The sequence below is a fragment of the Pseudoalteromonas sp. ND6B genome, from assembly GCF_000764215.1.
Lineage (GTDB): Bacteria > Pseudomonadota > Gammaproteobacteria > Enterobacterales > Alteromonadaceae > Pseudoalteromonas > Pseudoalteromonas tetraodonis.
The window spans coordinates 1-17376 of record NZ_JQFL01000002.1 but is presented as its reverse complement, the minus strand read 5'-3'; the positions used below and the strand labels follow the sequence as shown (position 1 = coordinate 17376).

Below are 17376 nucleotides of genomic sequence, written 5' to 3'. Positions count from 1 at the left end.
AATGTATTAAGCGGCGCTTTAAGCTTGTGAGAATACAGGATGCCAATCGTGCTCAATAAGCTCAAGCACCTGCTCTTTAGGCACCGCTTTACTAAACAAGTAACCTTGAAAGTAGCTACAACCTTGCGCTTTTAAAAAAGCCAACTGATGTGCGCTTTCAACCCCTTCAGCAATACACTCTTTACCTAAACTGCTTGCTAAAGTTAGTGTAGATTGAATAATCGCTTCGTTATCCGAATCAATACCAATATCTTGCACAAAGCTGCGATCTATTTTTAATACATCAATCGGAAAGCGCTTCAAATAAGTTAACGAGGCATACCCTGTTCCAAAATCATCCATGTACAACTTACAGCCTAGTTGCTTTAATAAGTCCATATTTTTAAGCGCATGTTCTGAGTCTCGCATTAAAATAGACTCTGTTATTTCAAATACAATAGCCTCGGGCGGCAGTGCTGCATTGTTTAGTGCTTGGCGAATTTCAGGGACGAGTCCGATAAATTCAAAATCCAGTGCTGAGAGGTTAATTGATAGGTATAGATCAGGACACACTTTACGCCAACGAGCTAACTGCACCAAAGCACGCTTAAATGTTTGTAGCATTATTTTAGTGATTAAGCCTATATTTTCAGCTACGTTTGCAAACTCTTGCGTACTCGCTAACTGATTATCAGGCCAGCGTAGTAACACCTCAAAACCCACTGTTTTTTGCGTAGACGCATTAATAATGGGTTGATAATAATTACAAAATTCATGTTCATGATAAGCTTTGATCAACTGTGATTCTAAATGCATCGCTCTTTCAACACGTTGATTCATTTCTTGTTTGTAAAACTTGTAACACCCTTCCAAGCCATCTTTAGCATAATAAAGCGCAACATTTGACGCTTTCAATAGTGCTTTATAATGCGCGGCATCATCAGGGAAAATAGCCACACCAATACTTAGGTGTACATTGACGCTTTGCTGATTCATAACAATGTCTTTACTCACGCAATCCATTAGTTTGGTGCATATAAGTAATACTTCTTCTATTTGCTGAATATCTTCAACTAGAATTACAAATTCATCACCGCCTAAACGCGCGACGCTATCACAAGGACGTAATGCTGTTTTCAAGCGGTTCGCCACCAGCTTTATTATCTCATCGGCGTTTTCTGTGCCAAATGAATCATTAAAATACTTAAACCGTTTTATATTAACGTGTAACAAAGCCACTTTACACTGATGGCGGCGCGCCTGATCGATGGCATGTATAGCTCTGTCGTTAAACAAGGTTCTATTTGGCAGCCCTGTAAGTGAATCGTAATTAGCCAGTATATGCAGTTCGCTCTCGGCTGACTTTTGTGCATGAATATCCGTTAAAATAATCACGTAACTACTCAGCCTTTGACTTTCATCAGCTACGGCGCTTATTTTAACCAGTACATGGCGTTGCTCTTTGTTTGCCAGAACGACAGTATCTTCACATGAAAAATGTTCGCCCACTTCAAGCTTTTGCATAATTCGTAAATAATCAAAATAGCTACTGCGGGACATTCCCAAATTAAGCGCACGGGTTGAACGAGGCTCTGCTGATAAGCCAAAAGCGCTTTGCAGCGATTTATTTGAGGCACGTATATTAAAGTTTTTATCTAAGATAAACACCCAATCTCGGGTTTGTTCAAACGCGGCGGTAAATAACCGAGCATGCTCTTCAAACACCCTTTCGCGTGTCATATTGGTATACGTACCGGCTACTTTTTGCGGCGTTTTTTTGTCCCACTCAACTACCTTGCCAAAATCTTTGTACCAACGCCAATGACCTTTGGCGTGGCGTAATCGGTAGGTACAATTAAAATACCCTTTATCTGTTGATAAAAATTCTAACCACTCCAACCTAAAAATAGCACGCTCTTGAGGGTGAATTTTTTCTAGGTAGTCATCTAAACTCACCGAGTCATCCTCGTAGCCTAATTCGTTGACTAATCTAGGCTGATAAATATTTAACTGGCTCGCCTGCCAATCCCATACCCCGGACTCACTTCCCTCTAGTGCAAGCTTTAAACGCGCCTCACTGTCTTGGCTTTCTTTGTGTGCTGCCAATAAGATACGCTGTATTTTGTTGCGCCTCATTACCCATGCAGTCACTATGGTGATCAATAAAATGGTATAAAGCGCTAAAAAGTATGGAGCACGCCATAGCGGATATCTCACTTTAATATTTAACGTGGCTGGCGCAGTATAGTCGCCGGTCAGTGGATCTTTTGCCCAGACTTTTAACTGGTAACTGCCGGGGTTTAATTTAGGAAACACCACACGATTATTTCGGGTATAACTTTTTTTACCTTTATCGAGCTGATATCCATAAATAATACGCTCTTGGAAGCTGAATGACATCGCTGAAAATGCAATCTCAAGCCCGATATCATCATGGTTTAAAGTGATATTTTTTAATGGCTGCTGTAAATTTATAGACAAGTCCCGAGACATTAAGTTGATGCGCGTGATATTGACCTGATCTAATAAACCTTGGCTATTTTTATTGTCTTTAGGATCAAAGTAGGTAAAACCCTTGAGGCTACCGAAGGCAATTCGACCATCCGCTAACTTAGCCATAGCGCCATTATTAAACTCAGCAGAGAGCACCCCATCTGATGTTGTAAATTGCTGAAAATGAATTGTTTCAGGATTTAGTCGCCATATTCCTTTATGGCTACTCATCCAAATCATTCCCTCTTCATCAAGAACCATATCGTACAACAAGGTGCCGAGTTTATTTTTATCTAAATCAATTGTGTGCACTAACTCATAGGTTGTTGCATCTATACCAATCAGCCCAAAATTAGATAACGATAGCCAAAGTATGCCTTGCCCATCTACCACGTAGGAAAGAATACTAACGGCTACATTTTCATGGTGTTTAGGCACTTTATAAATGGTGTTTAAACTTAAATCATTGGGGTTAAATTGATATAAAACGCCACCACTAAAAAATAATGGCTTCTCGGGTTGGTGCGGTAATGGGGGTAAAAAGCCATGCGCTAAAAAAGGGTCAAATTGTGCTAATTCGCCTTTTAAGTGAACTAATTGTCGGCTATCAATATTATATTTAAACATACCATGATCTGGGTGTACAAAATACAAATCCCCGTTTGGTAGCAATGTCAGGCCATGCATCCAATCATTTAAAAAAATCTGATTGGTAGGACTGTTAGTTCTTGGTTGGGTAAGTTGCTGAGTTTGCGGGTCAAAAATGAATAATCCTCGGTTTGAGTGCAACCAGAGTTTATCTTTGTAAGGCATAATTTTGAAAATAGTAAACTCTGTGGTCAGTAAATCGACTTTATAATCTTTTAAATACACCTTTGAGCGATTACTTTTTAAATCAACCGCAGTTAAACCATTGTGTGTGCCTAACCATAGCTTTTCTTGGAACTCCTTAATTGACCATACCGAATGATGTGATAAACCATCCCCAACCAGTGCATTCCCCTCTACATTATAAAACTTGTAATTGTCGCCCGATAAATAAAACGCACCATCGGTTTTAGTGGCTAGCCACATTCCGCCCGATTTATCTTTCACCATATCAATAATACTGTTATCGGCGAGGGTGTACTTACTCTGTTGGATACGTTTATTTTTAACCACTTTTTTAGTGGTTAAATTAAAACAAAGCAGGCCTTTATCTGTTGCTAAATCGAGTACTCCTTGCTGATTATCGATATCCCAAACATTCAGATCGGCCAGTAATTTTTGGCTTGTAAATGATTGTTCGCGGTTGTTAAACATTGCCTCTAAATTACTAATATCAACAGCGTATAAGCCCTTAACCGCACCTACAAGCAACTGATTGTTATTACCTAGCGCAAATGATTTCACATTATTTTGATAAATATGTACATCCGTTTCGCTCAAGTGCTCGAGTGGCCTTACCTGCTGTGTTGCGATGTTAAAAACATACGCGCCGTCTGTGCTACCGATAAAAATATAACCGTTATAATGAAACAAAGTACGCACAAACGCATTTTCAAATTGCTCAGGAAGTGTAAATAAGGAGGTAATAGAGCCGTTGTCTATATCGAGTTTTGCAAACTCTCGGCCTTGTCCAATCCATAAGGTTTTATCATCGGTGGCTAACATAGTAAAAACGGACTGCTGTAGTATTTGCTCTTCTGTGACAGGTTTTTCTATGTATTGTTGGTAGGTATCCGTTTTCGGATCGTATCTGAACAAGCCTGCTAATAAGGAGGCAATCCAGATATGCCCTTGTTGGTCTTGATATATGCGATCGATGATCGCCTCTTCTAACTCACCATTAGGGCCATTGATTGGAATAACTTGATAGCCATCGTATCGGTTAAGGCCTCCCTCAGTAGAGAGCCATAAATACCCATTGTTATCAATAAGCATGGTATTAACGTAACTTTGAGATAAGCCTTCGCTTGGGGATAATCGTTTTACTTGCGCTGTTACTTCAACGCTTATGAGCATAAACAGCACAAATATGGCTGTGATAAACCCATTAATACTCATACCCATGCTTGTCCTATTACTAATTTATGTTTTATTGATATTTCAATGCGGTAATATTTCGGTGCTTATAAGCATCAAATAGCGTTAATAATGCAGGAGTATATGTTAACACCTGGTTAAAACCAAGTGCTTGATAAAAATCAGTAAGGCGTTGATAAGCAAAGGTGTAAACAGGTTCTGTTTGCGCATTTAAAAGGGCAACTAATAACTGGGTTGCCACCCCCTTTGAACGATAAGAAGGAGCCACGAACACCGTTGATAAAAATAAAAAAGTGGGCTTATTCTGTAACCGGCAGGCGGCAATAATCGTATTATTATCGTAAGCGACCCAGACTTGATCCTGTTTGTTAGCACGGCCGCGGACGTTATGTAACGTATAAAACTTATTAACTAAGGGCGTTTTAATTGATTCTAATTGTTTAATTACAAGCATAGTAGGCAAACCCTAGCTAAGCATAATTGCCAAATACTGCTCAAATTTTTGTTTTAAAACACCTTGCTCTGCAACAGGACGACTATGCAGAGTGTCGTACACTTGCTCACGCGTTTTTTTACCGCGCTTAATTTGATAAGCCCAAAATGAGGCCTCGTAATCTAACTGAATTTGATACTTTTGCTCTCGCGGCAAGTTACACAGATTAAAACTCATATTCACTCCAATTATTAGGGGCTATAAACTTATTGTTGCCTGCATGAATACAGGTAAGGGCCGTGAGTAGCACACGGAGGCTTTTACTAGCCCACTAGGTTAAACAAGTCGCGCCGAGCGCCCCTAGCTTGAACAAATTTTCATCCGCAAAGGTCAACAGCCCCTCGCTCAATAAAACGTAGATTATACGTTTAAACTTATAAAAAACTAACTCTATAACTAATAAAAATAAGCGACTGTAAATAATTCAACGTAATCAATAATTGTTGATGGTAACTTTTGCAAGATTACTAATGCAAACTGTGCAAAAGACAGACAATTTGTTACTATGGCTGCTTATTATCTTGCCGCAATTAATTGGAAATACTGACGTGCTTAAACGCTTTAACGGATTGCTGGTATTACTGTGCTTAGTTTTTAGTAATATGTCTTTTGCGCACAGTTATAGCTACACATTTAATCGCCCGCAAAACACTCAACAAGCAAACTATACCATTGAGCTATTACAATTGGCCTATGAAGATATGGGCTTTAAACTAAATATTGTCGATTTTAATCGTCAAAATGCATTATTTGCAGCAGATAATGGCATGTTAGATGGACAGCTTGCTCGCGATATCAGTATTGAAAGTGCCTATAAAAATTTAATTCGAGTTAACTATCCACTCTTTAAATTTAACCTTGAACTTTATAAACGCTGTGAGCCCAGCTCCACTAAAACCATAGATAGCGTTGCTATTATTTCCAGTTACCCTGTGCAACAGCGATATTTAGACAGTATTGATTTTCAAGGTAAGATAATTGAAGTTAAAAATAATAATACGCAGCTTAACTTACTGATCCAGCAAAAAGTACAAGGAGCGTTACTTATTGATTTTGCGATGGCAAATAAAACCATTCCCCCCTCTTTAGGCTGCTATGAAAAACAAGTAGTTGCAACCTACCCGCTTTATCATTATTTACATAATAGTCATGCGGATATTGTTCCCCAGCTAGAAGCAACACTGGATAAGTTACACAATAACGGCACAGTTGCAAAACTCAGGTCAAAATACAACCTACATTTTTAAAAATCAAAACCTTGTTGATCTGCTTGCGGTGATGATTGTGCCACTTTATTTTTTTGCTGTAAGTAACGTTTATAGCGCTGCTGACATAAACTCAATACTTTTTTCTTTTGGGAATTCGTTAACGAATTCCAAGAAAAACGTTCATCGCGACTGCGATAGCAGCCTTTGCAATAACCGCGATTATTAACTAAGCAAATACCTTTACAAGGGCTAGGAATATCAAATATTTCAATTTGTTGCATTTTACCCTCCGGTATTAAAAGCATAGCCTGAGTATAGCGCTATTTTTGTGCAAAAAAAAAGCAGCAAATAAATTGCTGCTTTGTTGTTAGCTTAAGCTGTTAATTACTGCTCACAGCTTTGTTCATCTACTTGTGTTTTTCGATGAAATGGCTTGGCATACATAGCTAAAACCAAAGCCCTTAACTCTTCTGGCACCTTGGCCAAACGTTCTTCAAACTGTGCTGCGTCATTTTTATTGATCACCGCCTCAGTGCAGCCAGCAGCAATAAAGTTGCCTGGGTGTAAGTAAAACGAATCAATAATTTGCTTATCAATGGTTTTTGCCAGTTCATCGGCACTGTCACAACCTGACTCAATGGGCTGACCAAACGATAAATGCACATGCCCTTTGGCTGAACTAAACCCTTCAACAATGCTGGCAATATCTTCGCCTGCCGATTTAACATACTTGCCATGATGTTGTTTATGATATAGCTCTTTTGCCTTAGCTATAGCACAAGGTTCGTATTGGTAAGAGATTGCAACCGGCACCACTTTGAGCTCTTTAATGTATTCGCCAAATTCTTTCTTTTGTTTACGGCCATTAAGTTGCAACATTTTTAAAAGCGCAGGATCAGTTTGATCAACCCCATCTTTAGCGCGCCCTTCTTTTTGGGCAATCCAAATTGAGTGCCCGCTACTGAGTGAATCATAAATATAAGCCGATAACTGAGTCAGCGCTTTTAACATCTCTTTTGGGGCTTTTGCTGAGCGTTTCACAATAAAACTTTTATTTAAGCGCATAAGCTCAGTAATGTAAGGAATTTGCAGCAAGTTATCGCCAATCGCAATTCTCACTGTTTTCATTTTATGCTGGAATAAGCCCCAATTAACCAGTGCAGGGTCAAGTACAATATCTCTGTGGTTTGAAACAAAAAGATAGGCTTGATTAGGGTCTAAGTCTTCTAAGCCAGAAAAAGTGACTTTTGAGGTGGTACGTTTTATTAATTTATTTAAGTAATGTGCCACTTCATTTTGTACATCTTCAACCGTTTTAACTTTGCCCCACTTTTTGCGCAACTGATGCTTTATTATAGCGCGTGCTAAAAACCCAACTGCGGATATAAAGCGTGGCAAATTGTATTTTGCAATTACATCAATAAACGCATTATCGTTAATTAATCGCGTTAATGAGGCGGCAACTTCATCGTCATTGTAAGGTCTTATATCTGCGTACTTATCTTCTAATTCAATCATTTACTGCATCTACAAAGTTAAAAACGGCGCGTTAAAACGCCCCGCTGTGTCTGATTTTGATTATAACTCAATCAAAAATACGAAACTAGCAATACTAAAGTTCGATTTACTGAGTTTTCATAGCGTTATAGTTTAACGCCGAGCCAAGCTGTCTTGCTAACAACGCATACGTATAAACTATGGCTATTAATTATTAATTTAAATGGGTAGACCTTACTAACAGCACTTTGTTCAAGTTAACTTAGCAAGGCAGTTGATCATAATAACATGCAAGTTAACCGTCAGTGGGCAGACCACATTTAAATATGGCTCTACAACTGCTAATGTAAACGCAATATGATAAACCCAATAACATTCAAATAGATGATACTCTTTTTATCACAAGCACTTCGCGTACAGGGGTTATTATTCCCTTAACACATACACTATTAGGACACACCGTGAACATAACAATTCTTGATAACGCTACACTGGCAAACACCTCACTTGATTGTATCTCAGCACTGGGAAAGCTTACCGTGCATCAGCTAACTAGCCCAGAGCAAGTGCTAGCACATAGCCAAAATGCAGAGGTGTTAATCACCAATAAAGTAGTGATTAATCGTGACACCATGGCACAATTAACATCACTCAAACTTATTTGTGTTAGTGCCACCGGCACCAATAATGTTGATTTAAATGCCGCGAAAGATTTAGGCATTGCGGTAACCAATGTTGCTGGTTATTCAACCCCCTCGGTTGTGCAGCATACCTTTTCGTTAATTACTAACTTATTAGGCAATACTCATCGCTACCAAGCGGACTGCCAACAAGGCGCATGGCAAAAAAGTGAAATGTTTTGTCGCCTTGATTACAGCTTTAATGACATTCAGGGTAAAACATTAGCCATTATTGGTGGGGGAACTCTGGGCAATGCTGTATCTAAAGTGGCTGAAGCCTTTGGTGCTCATGTCATTGTTGCAGAGCGCAAAGGTGCTGAGTGTCGCCAAGGACGCACGCCTTTTGAAACCGCAATAAAAACAGCGGATATTATCAGCGTACATTGCCCACTTAATGATGAAACGCGTGACTTAATTACGCTTAATGAATTAAAAATGATGAAACCAACTGCGCTTATTATTAACACCGCGCGCGGGGGGATCATTAACGAAGCCGACTTAGCACAAGCCTTAAAAACCAATGTGATTGCTGGTGCAGGTGTTGACGTACTAACTAAAGAGCCTGCTGAGCACAACAATCCACTGGCCAATTACACGGGAGATAACTTACTACTAACCCCACATATAGCGTGGGCCAGTACCGAATCTATTGTGCGCTTGGTTAAAGAAGTGAGTTTAAATATCGCTGCATTTAGTCAACAAGAGTCGCGTAATCGCTTGGTTTAATGCCGTTAAATTAAGTTAGTCAAAATAACTAAAAAGTGGCTTTTTAATTTTATTTCTTAAAAAAGCCACTAACTCAAAAATCACTTTAAAAATAAGCAATTGATTTTTAAAGATTAAAAAACTGGCCTAGTCTTTGCTCTAAAGTCTGTAATTAATCATCTAGGATAATAAAAAATGAAAAAAACACTTTTAATCGCCGCCCTCACCGCTCCTTTTTTAACTGGCTGTGTTATTGCTGTATCCGATGGCGAAGCGGAAGGTCATTGGGCTGGTAATAGTTCTTCTAGCTGGCAAGCAACACATAAGAATAATCGTGAAATTATTTCAGGCTTGGCAATGGATAGCTCTTATCAGTCGGTATTAAAAACCCTAAAAACACCTGACTTCACCGAATTACTCAAAAAAGAAGAGGATGTTTACCAAGTCTTATTTTATGCAACGCACAGCATCCATTCAGATGGTAAAATGACTAAAGATGAATGCACACCGTTGGTATTTAAAAATGATAAATTAGTTGGTATTGGTGCCTCAGCACTGCAAATGCTGACAAACTAAGTAACTACAGCATTTATTGGGCGCTAATTTGATTGCGCCCTAACTTTTTCGCATTATACAAACCGGAATCAGCTTCTTCTAACAATGCTTTTTCAGTGTAAGCTTGGCTACTCTCACTAGAAGCAATACCGATGCTAATGGTGACGTGTGTAGCGTTTAAAGACGCATTATGTTCAATATTCAAATCATTAACGGCGTTACGTAACTTGTTGGCAAAAGCGATTGCACCTTGCTGATTGGTTTCTGGTAATACGGCCACAAATTCTTCACCGCCGTAACGCGCAACAAAATCACTGCCACGCTCACATTGCGCGGCTAACGTTTTTGCCACTGTTTTTAAACATTCGTCTCCAGCTCGGTGGCCATAGTAGTCGTTATAACGTTTAAAATGATCAATATCTATGAGTAAAACGCACAAAGGAGAATAGTTACGCTTACTTCTACGCCACTCTCTTTCTAAGTTCTCATCTAAATAACGTCTATTGGGTATTTCTGTTAAGCCATCAATAGAGGCAAGCATTTCTAGCAAATCATTTTTTTGCTTAATTAATAACTGGTTCCGCACTCTAACTTTCACAATAGCGGCACTAAATGGCTTACCAATATAATCCATTGCGCCGAGCTCTAGCCCCTTTGCCTCATCTTCATGACGGTTGTTTGCAGAGATAAAAATAATAGGAATAGCCTGGCTTATACTGTTCTCTTTTAGCTGTACGAGTACTTCATAACCATTCATACCAGGCATCATGATATCTAAAATGATTAAGTCTACTTGCGTGTGTTTAACAAACGCCAGCGCGTCTTCGCCGCTTGTCACTAAGTAAACATCATGCTCATCGCTTAAGGTTTTTTCTAAAATGATTCGGTTAAGCGCATCGTCATCTACAATTAATATTTTTGCTTTATTTATCATTGCTTACATCTAAAATTTTTATAAAAATATGAACTTGTTTTAACTGTATTATCAGCTCTTTAATTGCAGCATTGGCGTTCTTGTCGCCCACTTTTAATAATTGCTCAGTATGTTGAGCACATAATAATAATCGGTTAAACCCTAAGTTTCCTGCTATCCCTTTTAGACTATGCACTAAGCGTACCATTTCAATAGTAGGTATGTCTTTTTGAAGCTCAGCTGAATATGACTCACTTAACACCGCTAACTTAGTAAGCATGCTTTGCAATAGCTTCTCATCATCATTGAACTGTGTCAAAGCGAAGGTTTTATCAAAAAAGCAAGGCTTAGATATGCCTAAATCAGCTATCGATGCAAATAAAATAGGCGCAACCACGGGCTTAGTTAAATGTTTATTCATACCACTATTCAATGAACGTGCAATATCGGCAGGCTCACAATGTGCAGTTAATGCAAAAATAGGCAATTGCTGGGCGTCAAACTGTTGGCGTATTATTTGGGTTGCTTGATAGCCATCAATACCCGGCATTTGAATATCCATTAAAACTAAATCGGGGCGCAATATATTCACCCATTCAACCCCCTGTTTAGCATCACTAGCAGTCACAACATTCACTTCGGCTTTACACAATATACTGCTAATAATGTCGAGATTGAGCGGGTTATCATCTATGGCTAATACTAAGGTTCCCGCTATTTTCTCTCGTGGTTTATCCGCTTTATATTGAATTACTTTATTTAACTTTTCTGGGGTTAAACTAAGTAACCGCTGCGCCAGTGCACTGCGCGGTAAATACTGGCTAATAAAAGAGTCATTTATTGAAAGCTGATTCGGTTGCGAGTGCTCTATAACGATGAGTGAAGTAGTACGAGTGTGTAATACTGCTTTTATTGCTGACGTGAGAAAGGCAGGTACGTCATCAGCATCGATTACAATGCTATGCGCTTGTTGCAAACAATCTGGATCAGTTACGACTATTTCAAGAGCTTGATTATTGAAAAAAGGATGCGCGGTAATAACCTGATTAAGCAACTGACTCTTCGCGCTGGTGATCAGTAATAGTCTATCTGTAAAGCTTGCTGATTTCTCGGTATCTGTCGCTAAATCAAGCGTGAAGTAAAAATGACAGCCATGGCCTTTATCACTACTGAGTGCAATTTCACCTCCCATTAATGCCACACTATGCTTTACAATTGCCAGCCCTAAGCCAACCCCTTGATGCAAGCGAGTAGATGATTCATCACCTTGCGTGAAGGCATCAAATAAACGGCGTTGATCCGCTTGAGCAATCCCCACTCCCGTATCAATAACCTGAAAACAAATACGCTGCTCTATATGGCTCTGGCTCGGCTGTAATGTCATTTTTAATGTCACACTGCCTTTATTGGTAAACTTAACGGCATTGGTAAGTAAGTTACCTAATACTTGTTGCAAACGAATTGTATCACCGACTAAAAATGGAGAAATTTGCGAGTCTATGTCGATTTTTAGCTGTATCTGTTTTGCTTGGCATAAAGGTAAAATTAAACTTTCGCAGGTATCAATCAAATCAACTAAGCACAATGGCGCTAATTGCAGCGTTGCTTCTTTACTTTCAACGCGGGCAAAATCAAGCATATAAAATCACCCCCGAACTGATACCATACTATCATACCTAAAAGAACCTTGAATAAAAAAGTTTTTACAAATAAGATTTACCCAGAGGTGAATAAGCATGATTGCATCAACTACAACAAAATCTAAAATTATTAATAAACCTGTCAATTTTGGAAAAGGAATGTATTTTCATCTGGATAAAGCAGGAGAACCTATTCAGATTGTAGATGGCATCAGAGCTCATTCATATCGCCATAACAAAAAAGAACTAAGCTTCCCTCTGCTATATCATCCTGATCGTATTACCGAATGCCAAGAAATGAACTTGTTCTTGAGCCACCGTTTTGAAGGCCACTTCAGTCTTAAGAAAAATCAAAGGGGAAGTGAAGCTTTTAGCGACGCTTATTACGCTAGTCAACCAGGTAAGCGGTTAGACGTAAAAACTGTTCGTGGTATAGCTAAGCATTTAAAAGCGTTTCTGGACTGGCTCATTAAAGATGGTGCATCTTATTTTGAGGTTATTGCCGCACCACTTTCTAGGCAGTCAGTAGACGATGATATTTCACGGTTACCTGTTTGGCGCTATCACAAACATTTGTGCGATAGAGTAACAACTAAGGACAAAGCTAAACGCCTAAGTTTCAATACTGCACAAGAGAGAATAAGGGCTGTTAAAACATTTTACATTTGGAGTCATAAGCGCGGTTCTATAGACAGCCTTCCCTTCTCCTTGGAATACAAGCAAGTCCGCATAACGTCTAAAGCCAAAAATGGCCAGAGCGCGCTGTTTCAATTACCTACCAGCTCAACACGTTCTGGAGGGTTATGGAAATGGGTCAGTAACTTAAGTATACCTAACACAATAAAACAAAAAGAAGACTCACCTGACAAAGTACTGCAACCATATTCTTCAAAAGAACTCACACAACTATTACAGACTACTACTGCTCAAAAGCGTTCTTACAAGATATATTTACAGTGTGCACTACTGGGTGGACTTCGTTCTTTCGAAATTTCTGCAATTGATCAGAAGGATATTTTTGATCCAGACAAAGAAGAACACAAAAATCACATTCCTAAACTAACCATAGTTCGCAAAGGCCATAAGCCAGTAAGACTTACTATTGCACGATCCTTAATGAAACTTTTATACCTTCACACTTTATCATCTGAAAATATGAGGCAGCGTACTAAACATGAAACGAGTTATCGTATGAACAATGATGAACAACCACTTCCTTTGTTTATGAATAGCTCAGGAGAACGAATTAGTGAAGAAACTCCCGGAAATACCATTTCTATTATTAGAAAAGAACAAAAGAAGCGTGGATTAGAAGTACTAACGCGTACATTTCATGATTTACGTGCTACTTTCGCAACTTACATTGCAAAATATTTAATTGAAAAAAATGAGTCAGAAAGTTCAATTCGGCAAATACTAATGACCTTAATGAGTCATGAGAGTTTCAAAACTACAAAAAGATACATCGATTTTGCCAAAAGTGTCGGTGTAGATGCATATGGTGCAATGTCAGAGTGGGTACAAGATATATATGGGGATGTTGATAAATTATTAATGAGTGAGAGTACAAATGCCAGAGCTTAAATTAGACAAAAAGCGTAGGTCAAACCGTATTCCCGCTCGTTTTGTACCTTACTCTTCAACTATAGCCAAACAGTTAGACGTTTTATTTAATAGAGCATACGACAAGGAAAATAATATTAGTAAAGGTGATCATGCTGCTATTTCAATGAGTCGTTTGCGCAACTCTTGTATAACTTTGCTACACTTATTACCTTTAGCACTAGAGAGAGTAAATACGAATACAGCCTCTGCAATTACATCTGAAGGTTTCGACGCTTTATTAGATTTTGAGATTTGGCAAGAAATAGAATACTTTTGTGTCAACGAGCTTATTAATGTAAAACTGCCAGCTTATGCTACGAGGGTCGAAGAAGCCTTAGAGAACATCGTTAAGTTTCATCTTAACAATAACAAAATTAGCGCACCTTTTAGATTGACTAATGAATCAATTTCAATTGATTTAGTAAAGTTACACAAGCTTGGGTTTCATCAACTAAAAGAGATTCGAGAGTTACTTCAAAGATATTTAGACCACCTTTCATTACTGGAAGCGGGTATTAAAAACTCGTCTATTCGAGACAACATCCTTAGAACATCCTCTGCTATTATAGGTCTTTGCCAACACGATAGTCTTATTAAGACCAAACAAGCCAAACAGCCATTAGTAACAACGTTACGAGATAAGGCATTTATTTCACCACTTATAAGCAATAGCCACCTTGGCCCTTTTCTAAAATACTTACATCCAGATGTATGGGGTGCTGCAAAAATCAATTATCTTAAAACTGAAGCAGAAATTTCTAGCTACGCTCGAAGTATATCGCCAATATTTGGCGAGGAAATAGATGCTTTTTTAAAAAATCAGTTGGCAAACGCCCCTGCCCCTAAGAAGGCTAAAGTTAAAAGTGCGTCTTTATCATTTCTGAAGTGGCTACATAACGGTGGTGATATTACTCGCCCAACAGTTGTTTTACTCAGCAAATACGGTATATCTGGTCTTGCTGCCAATGACAAAAAAATATTTAAATTTCTTTATAAACTTTATCAAGACGCAAGTATTAAACGTAAGAACCAATATTTATTGATACTAAACGCCGCGTTAAGTCTTTACCATTTCATTACTGGCAAGAAAATCATCTTGTATAGTTTACTACCTTACTCATTAGTCTACTACCTAAAGGAAAGTGATACTACACAGTACCAAAGGTTAGAATGGGTCTACAATAATACCAATAAGTATTATCAAAACTTAGCCGAGTATCATGACGTCTTTACGAAGCGAATTGATGGTGAGAGCATAGGTATTATTACGCTTAAAGGCTATATTTTTGATATGGCTAGTGCTTTAAAAAATAATGTATCATCACTAACAGACAAACAAATGGAACTCATTGCACAGAATGGAGTTCACGCATTTGTAGAAAATAACTTTGAAATTTTAAAAGCTATAAGAGAAGCCATTCAATTAAAGTCAAAGCGAAATGATTTATCGATAGCTACAGCAAAGCAATACCAGAGTGCAATTGATAAATTACTAACTTTCTATGGTTTAGATACAATAATTAGCTTTCCCGTTAGCACTGAGTTAAGAGAGCAACACCAAGCTCAGCTTTCTCAAAATCAAAATAGGCTATACTCGTATCAGGATGTAGTTAAATTAGCGTACTTTATTGAAATAGGACTTTCTTCTGAAAAATTTCTTACAGTTAAAGAAAAAATTGCTCTTTATGCTGCAAAAGTCATGTTAAAGACTGGTTGGAATCTCACTCCTACGTTAGAGCTAAATACCACTGACCTACTTTTCTTAAATACCCCATTACATTCAAATAAAACACCTGCTATTCGCCTATTTAAACGCAGAGCTGATTATCAAACGCAATGGCATAAATTTGAGGTAAACGCTGAGAATATTGAAAAAGAAGGTATCTTAGCCGATGAAATCGTTGCATCAGTTTTTTTTGATATAAAGTCAGCTATTGAACTAACAGCTTCTTATCAACCTTCTGCCAGCAATTTATCAAAAAGAATTTTTGTTTACCCACAAACAAACAATCTAGGCAACAAAGAGGTCCTAGTATTATCAGCAGGTCGTTTTAAGCTAACTATAAATAAAATTTTAGCTGAGCTTGGTTGTGAAGTTATATTTAGTGTAAACAAGATTAGAAAAACAGGCCTTAACTACATTTATAGAAAAGTAGCCAAAGAATTCAAGTGGTATCAAAAAGCTAGCCAACACTCATATGCAACTTTCTTACGTCATTATCTGATGCAAGATGACAAAGATGTTGCAAACACAATAAACAGAGCAACAAAAACTGAATCGCCCCGTGTTTGCCAGAGACTCAATAACTTGAGAAACTGGAACTATGAAAAAATCAAATCGCTATACATCAGAATTTCGTGAACGTGCAATTAGGCTTGTTACCACACAACAGCATGAATACCCTTCTCTTTGGGCTGCGCTAGTATCGATTTCAGATAAACTGGGATGTACCCCAGAAACACTTAGAGCATGGGTCAAGAAATCTCAAGCTCAACCGTCTAAACCCTCTTCTAATACGCAATCAACTGAAGAACGCCTTGCCGTCTTAGAGCGCGAGAATAAAGAGCTCAAGCGAACGAATGATATCCTGAGGCAAGCTGCCGCTTTTTTCGCCCAAGCGGAGCTCGACCGCAAACAGAAGTAATAGTGGATTTTATTGATGCTTGCAGAGAGCATTACGGTGTCGAGTCAATTTGCAAGGAATTGCCGATTGCACCATCAACGTATTATTCTCATAAACAGATACAAAGAGAGCCTGAGCGACTGTCTAACCGCAAAAAGCGTGATGCTGAGCTGATAATACTCATTCGCGAAGTGTGGGAGGATAATATGTCAGTTTATGGTGCAAGAAAAATATGGAAGCAGCTACAGCTTGACGACCATCAAGTCGCCCGCTGTACAGTCGAACGATTGATGCGAGTTATGGGAATTCAAGGTGTTCGTCGGGGTAAAGCACATAAGACAACGATACCTGACGAGCAACAAGATAAGCCACTTGATTTAGTTAATCGTCAATTTACTGCTGAGCAGCCAAATCAACTTTGGGTAGCTGACATCACCTATGTTGCCACATGGAGTGGGTTTGTTTATGTCGCTTTCGTGATAGATGTTTTTTCACGATACATTGTAGGTTGGCGTGTATCAACGACAATGCACACAGAGCTTATTCTTGATGCGTTAGAGCAAGCTATTTGGCATCGTGGCAACCCCGAAGGGTTAATTCACCACAGCGACAGAGGCAGCCAATATTTGTCTATACGATACACTGAGCGACTTGCTGAAGCTGGAATTCAAGCGTCTGTAGGCAGTGTGGGTGACTCTTATGACAATGCATTGGCTGAAACAATAAATGGATTATTTAAAACAGAGATTATTCGCAGAAATGGCCCGTGGAAGAATGTTGATGCTGTTGAATACGCAACGTTAGAGTGGGTCAATTGGTTTAATAATCAACGCTTATTATCTTCAATTGGGTATATTTCACCAGCTCAATATGAAACAGACTACTATGATAATTTAAACGAGTCAGGTAAAGTGGCCTGACTTAAACAAACTGGTCTCCGATGAACTCGGGGCGATTCA

Annotated in this window: 13 protein-coding genes and 1 other annotated feature; of the genes, 6 read left to right on the top strand and 7 right to left on the bottom strand. The window is 38.6% G+C overall.

Annotated elements, in window-relative coordinates; translation table 11 throughout:
- Positions 1 to 18 precede the first annotated feature (18 nt).
- Genes ND6B_RS18130 through ND6B_RS18140 form a run of 3 tightly spaced genes read right to left on the bottom strand, consistent with a single transcriptional unit; the run spans position 19 to position 5167 of the window.
- The gene (locus tag ND6B_RS18130) at positions 19 to 4524 is read right to left on the bottom strand and encodes an EAL domain-containing protein (RefSeq protein WP_033102535.1); all 4506 of its coding nucleotides are present in this window, start codon (positions 4522 to 4524) and stop codon (positions 19 to 21) included.
- A 25-nt stretch (positions 4525 to 4549) separates the two neighbouring features.
- Positions 4550 to 4951: a GNAT family N-acetyltransferase gene (locus ND6B_RS18135; protein ID WP_024600832.1), complete on the bottom strand. Its 402-nt coding sequence runs from the start codon at positions 4949 to 4951 to the stop codon at positions 4550 to 4552.
- Between the two features lie 12 nt (positions 4952 to 4963).
- The gene (locus ND6B_RS18140; RefSeq protein WP_013465864.1) at positions 4964 to 5167 is read right to left on the bottom strand and encodes a DUF3283 family protein; all 204 of its coding nucleotides are present in this window, start codon (positions 5165 to 5167) and stop codon (positions 4964 to 4966) included.
- 425 nt (positions 5168 to 5592) lie between these two features.
- Between ND6B_RS18140 and ND6B_RS18145 the strand changes: the two genes are divergently transcribed.
- A complete protein-coding gene (locus ND6B_RS18145) occupies positions 5593 to 6237 on the top strand; it encodes a transporter substrate-binding domain-containing protein (protein WP_051686728.1) in 645 nt (214 codons plus the stop codon).
- Here ND6B_RS18145 and ND6B_RS18150 read toward each other — a convergent pair.
- Complete coding sequence (locus ND6B_RS18150) at positions 6234 to 6479, bottom strand: DUF1289 domain-containing protein (protein ID WP_013465866.1); 246 nt, start codon at positions 6477 to 6479, stop codon at positions 6234 to 6236. The two genes, ND6B_RS18145 and ND6B_RS18150, sit on opposite strands and share 4 nt — an antisense overlap.
- 103 nt (positions 6480 to 6582) lie before the next feature.
- Complete coding sequence (locus ND6B_RS18155) at positions 6583 to 7716, bottom strand: 1-acyl-sn-glycerol-3-phosphate acyltransferase (RefSeq protein WP_013465867.1); 1134 nt, start codon at positions 7714 to 7716, stop codon at positions 6583 to 6585.
- Between the two features lie 440 nt (positions 7717 to 8156).
- Here ND6B_RS18155 and ND6B_RS18160 point away from each other — a divergent pair, with 440 nt between their 5' ends.
- Complete coding sequence (locus tag ND6B_RS18160) at positions 8157 to 9101, top strand: D-2-hydroxyacid dehydrogenase (RefSeq protein WP_013465868.1); 945 nt, start codon at positions 8157 to 8159, stop codon at positions 9099 to 9101.
- Between the two features lie 174 nt (positions 9102 to 9275).
- Positions 9276 to 9656: a DUF3192 domain-containing protein gene (locus ND6B_RS18165; RefSeq protein WP_013465869.1), complete on the top strand. Its 381-nt coding sequence runs from the start codon at positions 9276 to 9278 to the stop codon at positions 9654 to 9656.
- Positions 9657 to 9669: 13 nt separating this feature from the next.
- Here the strand turns inward: ND6B_RS18165 and ND6B_RS18170 are convergent, their stop codons facing one another.
- Complete coding sequence (locus ND6B_RS18170; protein WP_016900589.1) at positions 9670 to 10569, bottom strand: diguanylate cyclase; 900 nt, start codon at positions 10567 to 10569, stop codon at positions 9670 to 9672.
- Positions 10559 to 12187: an ATP-binding protein gene (locus tag ND6B_RS19520; RefSeq protein WP_235420425.1), complete on the bottom strand. Its 1629-nt coding sequence runs from the start codon at positions 12185 to 12187 to the stop codon at positions 10559 to 10561. The genes ND6B_RS18170 and ND6B_RS19520 overlap by 11 nt, the downstream gene beginning before the upstream one ends.
- A gap of 97 nt (positions 12188 to 12284) precedes the next feature.
- Between ND6B_RS19520 and ND6B_RS18180 the strand changes: the two genes are divergently transcribed.
- From ND6B_RS18180 to ND6B_RS18195, 3 genes are all read left to right on the top strand, one after another.
- Positions 12285 to 13772, top strand: coding sequence for a site-specific integrase (locus ND6B_RS18180; RefSeq protein ID WP_029774389.1), 1488 nt, complete (start codon positions 12285 to 12287; stop codon positions 13770 to 13772).
- Positions 13759 to 16155 (top strand): hypothetical protein, encoded by a 2397-nt coding sequence (locus tag ND6B_RS18185; protein ID WP_051686727.1) that lies wholly within the window; start codon positions 13759 to 13761, stop codon positions 16153 to 16155. The genes ND6B_RS18180 and ND6B_RS18185 overlap by 14 nt, the downstream gene beginning before the upstream one ends.
- A protein-coding gene (locus ND6B_RS18195; RefSeq protein ID WP_089368775.1) for an IS3 family transposase occupies positions 16118 to 17337 on the top strand; the annotation gives its coding sequence in 2 pieces (ribosomal slippage) (positions 16118 to 16397 and positions 16397 to 17337; 1221 coding nt in all). Before ND6B_RS18185 ends, ND6B_RS18195 begins: the two co-directional genes overlap by 38 nt.
- Positions 16396 to 16512 (top strand) — a sequence feature (AL1L pseudoknot). (Overlaps the previous gene by 117 nt.)
- Positions 17338 to 17376: the final 39 nt, after the last annotated feature.

Coding starts and splice junctions, on each gene's coding strand:
- ND6B_RS18130 (WP_033102535.1), bottom strand. CDS start 4,524: ATGGGTATGAGTATTAATGGGTTTATCACAGCCATATTTGTGCTGTTT.
- ND6B_RS18135 (WP_024600832.1), bottom strand. CDS start 4,951: ATGCTTGTAATTAAACAATTAGAATCAATTAAAACGCCCTTAGTTAAT.
- ND6B_RS18140 (WP_013465864.1), bottom strand. CDS start 5,167: ATGAGTTTTAATCTGTGTAACTTGCCGCGAGAGCAAAAGTATCAAATT.
- ND6B_RS18145 (WP_051686728.1), top strand. CDS start 5,593: ATGTCTTTTGCGCACAGTTATAGCTACACATTTAATCGCCCGCAAAAC.
- ND6B_RS18150 (WP_013465866.1), bottom strand. CDS start 6,479: ATGCAACAAATTGAAATATTTGATATTCCTAGCCCTTGTAAAGGTATT.
- ND6B_RS18155 (WP_013465867.1), bottom strand. CDS start 7,716: ATGATTGAATTAGAAGATAAGTACGCAGATATAAGACCTTACAATGAC.
- ND6B_RS18165 (WP_013465869.1), top strand. CDS start 9,276: ATGAAAAAAACACTTTTAATCGCCGCCCTCACCGCTCCTTTTTTAACT.
- ND6B_RS18170 (WP_016900589.1), bottom strand. CDS start 10,569: ATGATAAATAAAGCAAAAATATTAATTGTAGATGACGATGCGCTTAAC.
- ND6B_RS19520 (WP_235420425.1), bottom strand. CDS start 12,187: ATGCTTGATTTTGCCCGCGTTGAAAGTAAAGAAGCAACGCTGCAATTA.
- ND6B_RS18180 (WP_029774389.1), top strand. CDS start 12,285: ATGATTGCATCAACTACAACAAAATCTAAAATTATTAATAAACCTGTC.
- ND6B_RS18185 (WP_051686727.1), top strand. CDS start 13,759: ATGCCAGAGCTTAAATTAGACAAAAAGCGTAGGTCAAACCGTATTCCC.